The sequence below is a fragment of the Leclercia sp. LSNIH1 genome, from assembly GCF_002902985.1.
Classification (GTDB): Bacteria; Pseudomonadota; Gammaproteobacteria; order Enterobacterales; family Enterobacteriaceae; genus Enterobacter.
The window spans coordinates 1,799,454-1,812,746 of record NZ_CP026167.1; the positions used below are offsets into that span (position 1 = coordinate 1,799,454).

Sequence of the window (13,293 nt, forward strand, 5' to 3'; positions counted from 1 at the left end):
TCCTTGTTATTCGGTAAGCGTCCAGCGCTGGAGCGGCGTGTAGCGCGTGCGCCCGCCTGCGAAACGGCTCTCGTAGAGGACAAAATCTTTCACCGCAAACGACCAGTGAAAACCCGGTGGCGGAATGGCCACGGCGTGGCTGGCATCGCGCAGCAGGGTGATATGCGGATGAAACGGCTGGGGGCTTTGATAGCAGCCGCTGCGCGCCGCCTGGGCCCGCAGCATGTTGGCCAGCTGTAATAAACCCCGCGGCGGCTGGCGAGTACCCAGCCAGACCACGCGGGAGCGCAGCCACTGTCCGGCATCGTCCAGCGTCAGGGTAAACTCCGGCTGACGGATGCGTCCGGCCATTGCCGCCAGCGCCTGCTGTTTCTCAGGGCTGACATCCCCTAAAAACGCCAGCGTCAGGTGCAGGTTGCCGCCCGCCACCGGACGGCCCGCTTCCGGCGCAAAGTGGTCGGCGCGCCAGCGGACGATCTGCCGCTGGAGCGAGGCAGGCATTTCAATGGCAAAAAACAACCTTTTTGACTCGGACATACGGCGCACTCGGTAATGAATTGTGCCGATGCTACAATGTACGCCGTCTAAAGTTAACCCTCTGGAGCCATTCGTGTCCTTGTTGCCGGTCGCCGCTGTCCTTCCCGATCTCCTTCACGCCTTACAACATGCCCCCCAGGTGCTGCTGAACGCGCCAACCGGTGCGGGCAAATCGACCTGGCTGCCGCTGCAGATCCTGGCGCAGGGGGCGATCAACGGCAAAATCATCCTGCTCGAACCGCGCAGGCTCGCGGCCCGCAACGTGGCGCAGCGCCTGGCGGAGCTGCTGGGGGAAAAGCCCGGCGAGACGGTCGGCTACCGGATGCGCGCCGAAACCTGCGTGGGGGCCAACACCCGGCTGGAGGTGGTCACCGAGGGGATCCTCACCCGGATGCTGCAGCAGGATCCCGAGCTTAACGGCACAGGGCTGGTGATCCTCGATGAGTTCCACGAGCGCAGCCTGCAGGCGGATCTGGCGCTGGCGCTGCTGCTGGATGTCCAGCAGGGACTGCGGGACGATCTCAAACTGCTGATCATGTCCGCGACCCTGGACAACGAGCGGCTCCAGCGCCTGCTGCCGGAGGCGCCCACCATCGTGTCTGAGGGCCGTACTTTTCCGGTGGAGCGGCGCTATCAGTCGCTCTCCACCCATCTGCGTTTCGACGAAGCGGTGGCGGTCGCCACCGCCGAGCTGCTGCGCCAGGAGCCGGGCTCGCTGCTGTTGTTCTTACCCGGCGTGATTGAGATCCAGCGGGTACAGGAGCAGCTGTCACGTCGCGTAAGTGATGACGTGGTGCTCTGCCCGCTGTATGGCGCGCTGCCGCTGGCCGAGCAGCGTAAAGCGATCCTGCCAGCCCCGCCAGGGCAGCGCAAAGTGGTGCTGGCGACCAATATTGCCGAAACCAGCCTGACCATCGAGGGCATCCGGCTGGTGGTGGACTCCGCCCAGGAGCGGGTGGCGAATTTCGACCCGCGCACCGGCCTGACCCGCCTGCTGACCCAGCGCGTGAGCCAGGCTTCCATGACCCAGCGCGCCGGGCGCGCCGGGCGACTGGAGCCGGGAATCTGCCTGCATCTTACGCCGTTTGAGCAGGCAGAACGCGCCGCGGCGCAGGGCACGCCCGAAATTATGCAAAGCGATCTCAGCGGCCTGCTGATGGAACTGTTGCAGTGGGGCTGCCGGGAACCCTCGCAATTAAACTGGCTGGATCTGCCGCCTGCGACTAACCTTGCGGCGGCCCGGCGCTTATTAACGCAGCTTGGGGCGCTGGCGGGAGAGAAGCTCACCGCCTTTGGTCAGAAGATGGCGAAGTCTGGCAACGATCCGCGGCTGGCGGCCATGCTGGCCAGCGCGACGGATGACGACGATATTGCGACGGCGGCAAAGCTGGCCGCTATCCTTGAACAGCCGCCGCGTGGCACCAGTAGCGATCTGGCTCAGGCCTTCTCCCGCAATCAGCCGGAGTGGCAGCAGCGTGCCCGGCAGTTGAGTGCGCGCCTGAACAGCCGGGGCGGGGCGCCGGAGAGCGACCGGGTGCCCGTGCTGCTGGCGAAGGCGTTTCCCGACCGGATCGCCCGCCGCCGTGGGCTTGATGGACGCTATCAACTGGCAAATGGCATGGGCGCGATGCTACAGAGCGACGACGCCATGACCCGCCACGAGTGGCTGATTGCCCCGCTACTGTTGCAGGGCAGCCAGTCGCCGGATGCCCGTATTCTGCAGGCTATAGCAGTGGATATTGATACTCTGATCGCCGCTTCTCCGGGCCTGGTGGAACAGTCTGACACCGTGGAGTGGGATGAAGCGCAGGGCACGCTGAAGGCGCTGCGGCGTTCGCAGATTGGCCGCCTGACGGTGAGCGTCAAGCCGCTGGCGAAGCCCTCGGAAGAGGAGCTGCATCAGGCGATGCTTAACGGCATCCGCGATAAAGGGCTCAGCGTGCTGAACTGGACCCCGGAGGCGGAGCAGTACCGGCTTCGCCTGCACTGCGCGGCGCAGTGGCTGCCGGAGTACGCGTGGCCCGCGGTAGACGAAGCCTCGCTGCTGGCAAATCTGGAAAACTGGTTACTGCCGCAAATGAGTGGCGTACACTCCCTGCGCGCGCTAAAAGCGCTGGATGTTAAGGCGGCATTACAGAACTTAACCGACTGGTCGTTACGCCAACGTCTGGATACCGAGCTTCCAGGGCATTACACTGTGCCCACCGGCAGCCGGATAGCCATTCGTTATCATGAAGATAATCCTCCGGCGCTGGCGGTACGCATGCAGGAGATGTTTGGCGAGGCGACCACGCCTGCCATTGCGCAGGGGCGGGTGCCGCTGGTGCTGGAGCTGTTGTCACCGGCCCAGCGTCCGCTGCAGATCACCCGGGATTTGGGTGCATTCTGGGCTGGCAGCTACCGCGAGGTGCAAAAAGAGATGAAAGGGCGTTATCCCAAACATGTCTGGCCGGACGACCCGGCAAATACCGCGCCGACCCGGCGCACGAAGAAGTATTCGTAGCGCCACCCGGCAATACCCTCTGAGAGGGTAAATTTGAGAGATTTCTTCTTCCTCCATCAGGGGGAAGACCAGAGAATCGGGCCTTTGCGCCTGATAGTTGCGGAGAGAAAGCATGGCGGGGAATGACCGCGAGCCAATTGGACGTAAAGGAAGACCTGCCCGTCCGGCAAAAGAAAAGGCAGGCCGTCGACGCCTCAGAGATGAAGAGTACGACGATGTTGATAATGAGTATGACGATGACGCACCTGCGCCACGTAAAGGAAAAGGCAAAAAAGGTAAACCTCGTGGCAAGCGCGGCTGGTTCTGGCTGCTGCTGAAGCTGTTTATTGTTTTCCTCATCCTGCTGGCGGTCTATGGCGTCTATTTGGATCAAAAGATCCGCAGCCGCATTGACGGCAAAGTCTGGCAGCTGCCGGCGGCGGTCTATGGCCGGATGGTTAACCTTGAGCCGGATATGTCCATCAGCAAGAACGAGATGGTCAAGCTGCTGGAGGCGACCCAGTACCGCCAGGTGACGAAGATGACCCGTCCCGGCGAGTTTACGGTGCAGGCGAAGAGCATTGAGATGATCCGCCGTCCGTTTGACTTCCCGGACAGTAAAGAGGGGCAGGTGCGCGCGCGTCTGACCTTCGACGGCGATCATCTGGAAACCATTGAGAACATGGAGAACAACCGTCAGTTCGGTTTCTTCCGTCTCGATCCGCGGCTGATCACCATGCTCTCCTCGCCAAATGGCGAGCAGCGCCTGTTTGTGGCGCGTAATGGCTTCCCGGATCTGCTGGTGGATACCCTGCTGGCGACCGAGGACCGTCACTTCTATGAGCACGATGGCGTCAGCCTCTACTCCATTGGTCGTGCGGTGCTGGCGAACCTGACCGCAGGACGCACGGTGCAGGGGGCAAGTACCCTGACCCAGCAGCTGGTGAAGAACCTGTTCCTCTCCAGCGAACGCTCCTACTGGCGTAAGGCCAACGAAGCCTACATGGCCGTGCTGATGGATGCGCGCTACAGCAAAGACCGCATTCTTGAGCTCTATATGAACGAGGTCTATCTCGGTCAGAGCGGCGACAATGAAATTCGCGGCTTCCCGCTGGCGAGCCTCTACTACTTTGGCCGTCCGGTGGAAGAGCTGAGCCTCGACCAGCAGGCGTTGCTGGTGGGCATGGTTAAGGGTGCCTCCATCTACAACCCGTGGCGTAACCCGAAACTGGCTCTGGAGCGGCGTAATCTGGTGCTGCGTCTGCTGCAACAGCAGCAGGTGATCGACCAGGAGCTGTATGACATGCTCAGCGCACGTCCGTTGGGCGTACAGCCGCGCGGCGGCGTCATCTCCCCGCAGCCTGCATTTATGCAGATGGTGCGTCAGGAGCTGCAGGCCAAACTGGGCGATAAGGTTAAAGATCTCTCCGGCGTGAAGATCTTCACCACCTTTGACTCCGTGGCGCAGGATGCCGCAGAGAAGGCGGCGGTAGAAGGTATTCCGGCGCTGAAAAAACAGCGCAAGCTGAACGATCTGGAGACCGCGATGGTGGTAGTCGATCGCACCACCGGCGAAGTGCGGGCGATGGTCGGCGGGGCAGAGCCGCAGTTTGCGGGCTATAACCGCGCCATGCAGGCACGCCGTTCGATCGGCTCTCTGGCTAAACCGGCGACCTATCTCACCGCTTTGAGCCAGCCGAACCAGTATCGTCTCAACACCTGGATCGCCGATGCCCCGATTGCCCTGCGCCAGCCGAATGGCCAGGTCTGGTCGCCGCAGAACGACGATAAGCAGTACAGCGGCCAGGTGATGCTGGTGGACGCCCTGACGCGTTCCATGAACGTGCCGACGGTTAACCTTGGGATGGCGCTTGGCCTGCCAGCAGTCACCGATACCTGGCTAAAACTGGGCGTGCCGAAAGATCAGCTGCATCCGGTTCCGGCCATGCTGCTGGGGGCCCTGAACCTGACGCCAATTGAAGTGGCGCAGGCGTTCCAGACCATCGCCAGCGGCGGGAACCGTGCTCCGCTCTCTGCGCTGCGTTCAGTGATTGCCGAAGACGGCACCCCGCTGTACCAGAGCTTCCCGCAGGCGGAGCGTGCCGTACCGGCGCAGGCTGCCTATATGACCCTCTGGACCATGCAGCAGGTTGTGCAGCGCGGTACCGGGCGTCAGCTGGGGGCGAAGTACCCTGGCCTGCATCTGGCGGGTAAAACCGGGACCACCAACAACAACGTCGACACCTGGTTTGCGGGTATCGACGGACGTGAAGTGGTGATCACCTGGGTAGGGCGCGATAACAACCAGCCAACCAAGCTGTATGGTGCCAGCGGGGCGATGTCTATCTACCAGCGCTATCTGGCTAACCAGTCGCCAGTGCCGTTAACCCTGACGCCACCGGAAGATATCGTCGATATGGGCGTGGATGAGTCGGGCAACTTTGTGTGTGGCGGCGGTATGCGTCGCCTGCCGGTCTGGACCAGCAACCCGGACTCCCTGTGTCAGCAGGCTGCCCCGGAACCATCGGGTAATCCGTTTGACCAGTCTTCTCAGCCGCAGTCGCAGCCGCAACAACAGCAGCCGCAGCAGCAGCCCGAGAAGAAGGAGAGCGACGGCGTCGCGGGCTGGATCAAGGATATGTTCGGCGGTTAACTCACCACTATTCCCTCTCCTGCGGGAGAGGGAATTTTCACCTCAATTAAACATCCCTCCAACACTCAAATCTCCATTTATTAACCCTCTATTTTCCATTGTTTAATTCTTATACCCTCATTTCCTGTAGGGGCGCATATCACTTGCTATGCCGTGAATGTTTCGCATAATATGCTGCGGTCATAATAATAATTCTCGTTTACGTTATCATTCACGCTTTCATCAGAGATATACCAATGGCGCTTTCAAAAACTGCTCAGCCAATGCAATCTTCACTGCGTAAAATCGCAGTTGTTGTAGCCACAGCGGTTAGCGGCATGTCTGCTTACGCTCACGCTGCCGAAACCCCTAAAAAAGAAGAAACCATCACCGTCACCGCAGCGCCTGCTCCGCAGGAGAGCGCCTGGGGACCGGCGGCGACCATTGCGGCACGCCAGTCCGCTACCGGCACCAAGACGGATACCTCCATTGAGAAGGTGCCGCAGTCGATTTCCGTTGTGACCGCGGAAGAGATGGCGCTGCACCAGCCGCGCTCGGTGAAAGAAGCACTGAGCTATACGCCAGGGGTGGCAGTCGGTACGCGTGGCGCGTCCAATACTTACGACTACCTGATTATTCGTGGCTTTGCTGCCGATGGCCAAAGCCAGAACAACTACCTCGACGGCATGAAGATGCAGGGCAACTTCTATAACGACGCGGTAATTGACCCTTATATGATTGAGCGCGCGGAAGTGATGCGCGGCCCGACCTCCGTTCTCTACGGCAAAAGCAGCCCGGGTGGCTTGCTGAACATGGTCAGCAAACGTCCACTGACCGAGCCGCTGAAAGAGGTTCAGTTTAAGGTCGGGACGGATAGCCTGTTCCAGACCGGGTTTGACTTCAGCGATGCGCTGGACGACGACGGGGTTTACTCTTATCGCCTGACCGGTCTGGCGCGTTCTAACAACGCCCAGCAGGAGCGTGCGGAAGAGCAGCGTTACACCATTGCGCCATCCTTCTCCTGGCGTCCGTCTGATAAAACCAACTTCACCTTCCTCTCCTATTTCCAGAACGAACCGGAGACCGGTTACTACGGTTGGTTGCCGAAAGAGGGCACGGTTGATCCACTGCCAAACGGCGATCGCCTGCCGACCGACTTCAACGAAGGGGCGAAAAACAACACCTACTCCCGTAACCAGAAGATGGTCGGGTATAGCTTCGATCACGAATTCAACGACACCTTCACCGTGCGTCAGAACCTGCGTTTTGCCGAGAATAAAACCTCGCAGAACAGCGTCTATGGTTACGGCGTCTGCTCCGATGCGGCGAACAGTGGCAACGCCCTCTGTAACGCGTTATCACCTGCGGACAAAGGCCATTACCTGGCGCGTAAATATGTGGTTGACGACGAGAAGCTGCAAAACTTCACCGTTGATACCCAGCTGCAGAGCAAATTCGCCACCGGCGACGTTGACCATATCCTCCTGACCGGCGTTGACTATATGCGTATGCGTAACGATATCAACGCCTGGTTTGGCTATGACGCTTCCGTTCCGCTGCTGGATCTCTACAACCCGGTCTACAGCGATTTCGATTTCGACTCAAAAAATCCGGCGAACTCCGGTCCGTATCAGATCCTGAACAAGCAGCAGCAGACCGGTCTCTACGTGCAGGATCAGGCGCAGTGGAACAAGGTGTTGGTCACCCTGGGGGGCCGCTACGACTGGGCAGAGCAGGATTCGTTTAACCGCGTCGCGGGCACCACCGCATCACGTGATGACAACCAGTTCACCTGGCGCGGCGGGGTGAACTACCTGTTCGATAACGGCGTGACGCCATACTTCAGCTACAGCGAATCTTTCGAGCCCTCTTCCCAGACCGACGCGCAAGGCAAGCCGTTTGCCCCGTCAAAAGGCAAGCAGTACGAAGTGGGCGTGAAGTACGTGCCGAGCGATCGTCCGATCGTTCTGACCGGTGCCCTGTATCAACTGACCAAAACCAACAACCTGATGGCCGATCCTGCGGGCTCGTTCTTCTCGGTTGAAGGCGGCGAGATCCGCGCCCGCGGCGTGGAGATCGAAGCCAAAGCAGCGCTGTCTGCCAGCGTGAACGTGGTGGGGTCTTACACCTACACCGACGTGGAGTACACCACCGACACCAACTACAAAGGCAACACCCCGGCGCAGGTGCCTGAGCATATGGCTTCCCTGTGGGGGGATTACACCTTCTATGATGGCGCACTCTCTGGCCTGACCCTGGGCACCGGCGGTCGCTTCTCCAGCTCCAGCTATGGCGATCCGGCGAACTCCTTCAAGGTGGGCAGCTACGCGGTGATGGATGCGCTGGTGCGCTACGATCTGGCGCGCTTTGGCATGGCGGGCTCGAACGTGGCGCTGCACGTGAACAACCTGCTGGATCGTGAATACGTCGCCAGCTGCTTCAACACCTATGGCTGCTTCTGGGGAGCAGAACGCCAGGTTGTTGCGACTGCGACCTTCCGCTTCTAACCTTTAAATTTGGGCACGTTTTTCGTGCCCTTTTCTTTACTTAAGTTGGCTGACATGCAGGAAAACAACCCGCAATCCGATACCACTTTTGCGCTCGATGGCGTCTCCTTTCGCGTTCCCGGACGCACGCTGCTGCATCCCCTTTCGCTGACCTTCCCCGCAGGCCAGGTGACCGGCCTTATCGGCCATAACGGCTCTGGCAAATCCACCTTACTGAAAATGCTCGGCCGCCATCAGCCGCCGTCTGAGGGCGATATCCTGCTGGATGGACAGCCGCTGGATAGCTGGAACAGCAAGGCCTTTGCCCGCAAGGTGGCCTATCTGCCGCAGCAACTGCCGCAGGCGGAAGGGATGACCGTCCGCGAGCTGGTGGCGATTGGCCGTTATCCGTGGCATGGCGCGCTGGGGCGTTTTGGCGTGGCCGACCGCGAGAAAGTGGAAGAGGCGATTGCGCTGGTGGGGTTAAAACCGCTGGCCCATCGTCTGGTGGATAGCCTCTCCGGCGGCGAGCGCCAGCGGGCATGGATCGCCATGCTGGTGGCGCAGGATAGCCGTTGTTTACTGCTGGATGAGCCGACATCGGCCCTCGATATCGCCCATCAGGTGGATGTGCTGGCGCTGGTGCATCGCTTAAGCCAGCAGCGCGGACTGATGGTGATTGCGGTGCTGCACGACATCAACATGGCGGCGCGTTACTGCGATTACCTGGTGGCGCTGCGCGGCGGGGAGATGATCGCCCAGGGCACGCCTGCCGAGCTGATGCGCAGCGAGACGCTGGAAAACATTTACGGCATTCCTATGGGTATTCTGCCGCATCCTGCGGGAGCGGCACCGGTGAGCTTTGTCTACTGATGCCTGATTTTATGATTAGCCGTCGCCGCCTGCTGGCGGCCATGGCCCTCTCGCCGCTGCTGTGGAAAATGAACACGGCGCAGGCTGCCGCTATCGATCCGCAGCGCATTGTGGCCCTGGAGTGGCTCCCCGTTGAGCTGCTGCTGGCGCTCGGCGTGACCCCTTACGGCGTGGCCGATATTCCCAATTACACCCTGTGGGTGAACGAGCCCCGGCTGCCAGAGTCGGTTATCGACATCGGCCTGCGTACCGAGCCCAACCTCGAACTGCTCACCCAGATGAAACCCTCGTACCTGGTCTGGTCGGCCGGGTATGGCCCGTCAGAAGAGAAGCTGGCGCGCATTGCGCCGGGGCGGGGTTTTGCCTTTAGCGACGGGAAAAAGCCGCTGGCTAACGCCCGCAAATCGTTAACCGAGATGGCGCAGCTTCTGAATCTGGAGAGTGCGGCCCGCCAGCATCTCGACCATTTCGACAGCGTGATTGACAGTTTCAAACCGCGCTTCGCCGGTCGTGGAGATCGCCCGCTACTGATGGTGACGCTGCTCGATGCCCGTCATATGCTGGTGTTTGGCAATAACTGCCTGTTCCAGGAAGTGCTGGATCGCTATGGGATTAAAAACGCCTGGGAAGGGGAGATGACCTTTTGGGGGAGTACCGCCGTGGGGATCGACCGTCTGGCGGCGTTTAAGGATGTGGATGTGCTCTGCTTCGATCACGGCAATGAACGGGAAATGCAGACCCTAATGGCGACGCCGCTGTGGCAGGCGATGCCGTTTGTCCGCCAGCAGCGCGTGAAGCGCGTTCCCGCGGTGTGGTTCTACGGCGCGACGCTGTCGGCGATGCACTTTGCCCGCGTGCTGGATAGCGCCCTGGGAGGCCAGGCATGAGGTCACGGATTGCCCTTTTCCCGGCGCTCTTTATGGCGCTGCTGCTGGCCGTTGCGCTGGGCTTAACCTGGTGGAACCTGAGCATTGCGCTGCCGCGCAGCGAGTGGGGCAGCGCGCTGGCCGCCCCGGATATCGACAATATTCAACAGATGCTGTTCCACTACAGCCTGCTGCCGCGGCTGGCGATCTCGCTGCTGGTGGGGGCCGGACTCGGGCTGGTGGGCGTACTGTTCCAGCAGGTGCTGCGTAACCCGCTCGCCGAGCCAACCACTCTGGGGGTGGCGACCGGCGCCCAGCTGGGGATGACCATCATCACCCTGTGGGCGCTACCGGGCGTACTGGCGGCGCAGTTCGCCGCGCTGGTGGGCGCTTGCGTCGTCGGGGCGATTGTCTTTGGCGTGGCCTGGGGTAAACGCCTCTCGCCGGTCACGCTGATCCTGGCAGGCCTGGTGGTGAGCCTTTACTGCGGCGCGGTTAACCAACTGCTGGTGATTTTCCATCACGACCAGCTGCAAAGCATGTTCCTCTGGAGCACCGGGACGCTGACGCAAACCGACTGGAGCATCGTCCAGCGCCTGTGGCCGCAGCTACTCGGCGGCGTGCTGCTGACTCTGCTGCTGCTGCGCCCGCTTACCCTGATGGGGCTGGATGATGGCGTGGCGCGTAACCTCGGGCTGGCGCTCTCCCTGGCGCGTCTGGCAGCGCTGACGCTGGCGATTGTTATCAGTGCTCTGCTGGTGAATGCTGTGGGCATCATCGGCTTTATCGGCCTGTTCGCGCCGCTGCTGGCGAAAATGCTGGGGGCGCGGCGCTTGCTCTCCCGACTGATACTGGCCCCGCTGATTGGGGCGCTGATCCTCTGGCTCTCTGACCAGGTGATCCTCTGGCTTACCCGGGTGTGGATGGAGGTCTCCACCGGTTCTGTAACCGCCCTGATCGGCGCGCCGCTGCTGCTTTGGCTGCTGCCGCGTCTGCGCAGCATGAGCGCCCCGGCGATGAACGCGGGCGATAAAGTGCAGGCCGAGCGCCACCACGTGGTGTCGTTTGCCCTGGCAGGCGGCGCGGTACTGCTGCTGGCGGTGATAGCGGCGATGGCGTTTGGCCGGGATGCTCAGGGATGGCACTGGGCGAGCGGAGCAATGCTTGACGAACTGTTGCCGTGGCGCGCGCCGCGTATTTTTGCCGCCCTGATGGCCGGGGTGATGCTGGCGGTGGCGGGTTGCATTATTCAGCGTCTTACCGGTAATCCGATGGCGAGCCCGGAAGTGCTGGGGATCAGCTCCGGTGCGGCGTTCGGCGTGGTGCTGATGCTCTTCTTTGTGCCGGGTAATGCCTTCGGCTGGCTGATGCCTGCGGGTAGCCTTGGTGCCGCAGCGACGCTGCTGATTATCCTGGTCTCCGCCGGGCGCGGCGGCTTCTCGCCGCACCGGATGCTGCTGGCGGGGATGGCGCTGAGCACCGCCTTCACCATGCTGCTGATGATGCTGCAGGCCAGCGGCGATCCGCGTATGGCGCAGATCCTGACCTGGATTTCCGGCTCAACCTATAATGCGACGACCGAACAGGTTATGAGCACCGGGATAGCAATGCTCCTCCTGCTGGCGCTGGTGCCGCTCTGCCGTCGCTGGCTGACGGTGCTGCCGCTGGGGGGCGACACGGCCCGTTCGGTGGGCATGGCGTTGAACCGCTCGCGAATCGGCCTGCTGCTGCTGGCGGCAGCGCTGACGGCGACGGCGACCCTGACGATTGGCCCGCTGAGTTTTATCGGGCTGATGGCGCCGCACATCGCGCGGATGATGGGCTTCCGTCGGACGATGCCGCACATTGTGATGTCGGCGTTAATCGGAGGGATACTGCTGGTGTTCGCCGACTGGTGCGGCCGGATGGTGCTGTTCCCGTATCAGATCCCGGCGGGGCTGCTCTCCACCTTTATCGGTGCGCCGTACTTTATCTATCTGCTGAGGAAGCAGAGCAGGTAAAAAATGCCGGGTGGCGGCTTCGCCTTACCCGGCCTACGGTTCGAGGGTTTTGTAGGCCGGGTAAGCGTTAGCGCCACCCGGCAAACAACATCATCAGAGCTTCGCAAACACCCGGCGCGCCGCCTCGATGGTTTTGTTGATGTCCTCTTCGCTGTGCGCAACCGACATAAAGCCCGCCTCAAACGCCGACGGCGCCAGGTAAACGCCCTCGTCCAGCATCAGATGGAAGAAGCGCTTGAAGCGCTCAACGTCGCACTGCACCACATCCTGATAGCAGGTGACGGTTTTAGCCGTGGTGAAGAAGAGGCCGAACATGCCGCCCACGTGGTTTACCACCAGCGGAATACTCACATCTTCCGCCGCGTCCAGCAGACCGTTTGCCAGTTGGGTAGTGCGATCGGTCAGGGTGGTGTGGATCCCCGGCTGGGCCACTTCGGTCAGACAGGCGAAACCGGCGGCCATGGCAATTGGGTTACCGGAGAGGGTGCCCGCCTGGTAGACCGGACCGGTTGGGGCCAGCGCATCCATCACCTCTTTGCGACCGCCGAAGGCGCCCACCGGCATGCCGCCGCCGATGATTTTGCCCAGACAGGTGAGATCCGGCACCACGTCGTAATAAGACTGGGCGCCCGCCAGCGCCACGCGGAAGCCGGTCATCACTTCGTCGATAATCAGCAGCGCGCCGAACTCATCGCACAGCGCACGCAGGCCCTGCAGGAAGCCCGGCTGCGGTGGAATGCAGTTCATGTTGCCCGCCACCGGCTCAACGATGATGCAGGCGATCTCCTGCGGATACTGCTCAAAGGCGGCACGCACCGAATCGAGATCGTTATAGGTACAGGTCAGGGTGTGCTTCGCGAAATCCGCCGGCACGCCCGGAGAGTTCGGCTGGCCGAGGGTCAGGGCGCCGGAACCGGCTTTCACCAGCAGACAGTCGGCATGACCGTGGTAGCAGCCTTCAAATTTGATAATTTTGTCACGGCCGGTAAAACCACGGGCCAGACGGATGGCGCTCATGGTCGCTTCGGTACCGGAGTTCACCATGCGCACCATATCCATGGTCGGGACCAGTTCAGTCACCAGCTCCGCCATTTTGACTTCCATCTCGGTTGGCGCGCCGAAACTCAAACCGCGCTCCGCCGCTTCGATGACCGCGTTACGGATAGCCGGGTGGTTATGTCCCAGTACCATCGGGCCCCATGAGCCGACATAGTCGATATAGGCTTTGCCATCCACATCATACAGATAGGCGCCATCGGCACGTTCAATAAACAGCGGTGTACCGCCCACGCCGGTAAAGGCACGGACCGGGGAGTTAACACCGCCAGGGATTAGCTCGCGGGCAGCGCTGTAAAGCGTTTCAGACTTACTCATGGCGTGATTCCTGGCTCGTATAAAATGGTTAAGCGCACTATTC

The 13,293-nt window shown here is 61.3% G+C and carries 8 protein-coding genes; 6 read left to right on the forward strand and 2 right to left on the reverse strand.

Annotated elements, in window-relative coordinates; all coding sequences use genetic code 11:
* Positions 1-6: 6 nt before the first annotated feature.
* A complete protein-coding gene (gene thpR / locus C2U54_RS08980) occupies positions 7-537 on the reverse strand; it encodes an RNA 2',3'-cyclic phosphodiesterase (protein WP_103178316.1) in 531 nt (176 codons plus the stop codon).
* Positions 538-610: 73 nt separating this feature from the next.
* On the opposite strand from thpR, the gene hrpB reads away from it, so the two are divergent.
* The 6 genes from hrpB to fhuB all read left to right on the forward strand — a co-directional run bounded on the left by hrpB (position 611) and on the right by fhuB (position 11,876).
* Positions 611-3,040 carry an ATP-dependent helicase HrpB gene (hrpB, locus tag C2U54_RS08985; protein WP_103178317.1) on the forward strand — a complete coding sequence of 810 codons (2,430 nt, stop codon included), beginning with the start codon at positions 611-613 and terminating at the stop codon, positions 3,038-3,040.
* A gap of 112 nt (positions 3,041-3,152) precedes the next feature.
* Positions 3,153-5,672, forward strand: coding sequence for a bifunctional glycosyl transferase/transpeptidase (gene mrcB, locus C2U54_RS08990; RefSeq protein ID WP_103178318.1), 2,520 nt, complete (start codon positions 3,153-3,155; stop codon positions 5,670-5,672).
* 236 nt (positions 5,673-5,908) lie between these two features.
* The gene (gene fhuA, locus C2U54_RS08995; protein ID WP_103178319.1) at positions 5,909-8,158 is read left to right on the forward strand and encodes a ferrichrome porin FhuA; all 2,250 of its coding nucleotides are present in this window, start codon (positions 5,909-5,911) and stop codon (positions 8,156-8,158) included.
* Positions 8,159-8,212: 54 nt separating this feature from the next.
* Positions 8,213-9,010, forward strand: coding sequence for a Fe3+-hydroxamate ABC transporter ATP-binding protein FhuC (gene fhuC / locus C2U54_RS09000; protein WP_103178320.1), 798 nt, complete (start codon positions 8,213-8,215; stop codon positions 9,008-9,010).
* Positions 9,011-9,021: 11 nt separating this feature from the next.
* On the forward strand, positions 9,022-9,897 hold the full coding sequence (fhuD, locus tag C2U54_RS09005) for a Fe(3+)-hydroxamate ABC transporter substrate-binding protein FhuD (protein ID WP_442786155.1): 876 nt from the start codon (positions 9,022-9,024) through the stop codon (positions 9,895-9,897).
* Positions 9,894-11,876 (forward strand): Fe(3+)-hydroxamate ABC transporter permease FhuB, encoded by a 1,983-nt coding sequence (fhuB, locus tag C2U54_RS09010; RefSeq protein WP_103178322.1) that lies wholly within the window; start codon positions 9,894-9,896, stop codon positions 11,874-11,876. The genes fhuD and fhuB overlap by 4 nt, the downstream gene beginning before the upstream one ends.
* Positions 11,877-11,969: 93 nt before the next feature.
* Here fhuB and hemL read toward each other — a convergent pair whose 3' ends face one another.
* The gene (gene hemL, locus C2U54_RS09015) at positions 11,970-13,250 is read right to left on the reverse strand and encodes a glutamate-1-semialdehyde 2,1-aminomutase (protein ID WP_103178323.1); all 1,281 of its coding nucleotides are present in this window, start codon (positions 13,248-13,250) and stop codon (positions 11,970-11,972) included.
* Positions 13,251-13,293: the final 43 nt, after the last annotated feature.

Coding starts and splice junctions, on each gene's coding strand:
- thpR (WP_103178316.1), bottom strand. CDS start 537: ATGTCCGAGTCAAAAAGGTTGTTTTTTGCCATTGAAATGCCTGCCTCG.
- mrcB (WP_103178318.1), top strand. CDS start 3,153: ATGGCGGGGAATGACCGCGAGCCAATTGGACGTAAAGGAAGACCTGCC.
- fhuA (WP_103178319.1), top strand. CDS start 5,909: ATGGCGCTTTCAAAAACTGCTCAGCCAATGCAATCTTCACTGCGTAAA.
- fhuC (WP_103178320.1), top strand. CDS start 8,213: ATGCAGGAAAACAACCCGCAATCCGATACCACTTTTGCGCTCGATGGC.
- fhuD (WP_442786155.1), top strand. CDS start 9,022: ATGATTAGCCGTCGCCGCCTGCTGGCGGCCATGGCCCTCTCGCCGCTG.
- fhuB (WP_103178322.1), top strand. CDS start 9,894: ATGAGGTCACGGATTGCCCTTTTCCCGGCGCTCTTTATGGCGCTGCTG.
- hemL (WP_103178323.1), bottom strand. CDS start 13,250: ATGAGTAAGTCTGAAACGCTTTACAGCGCTGCCCGCGAGCTAATCCCT.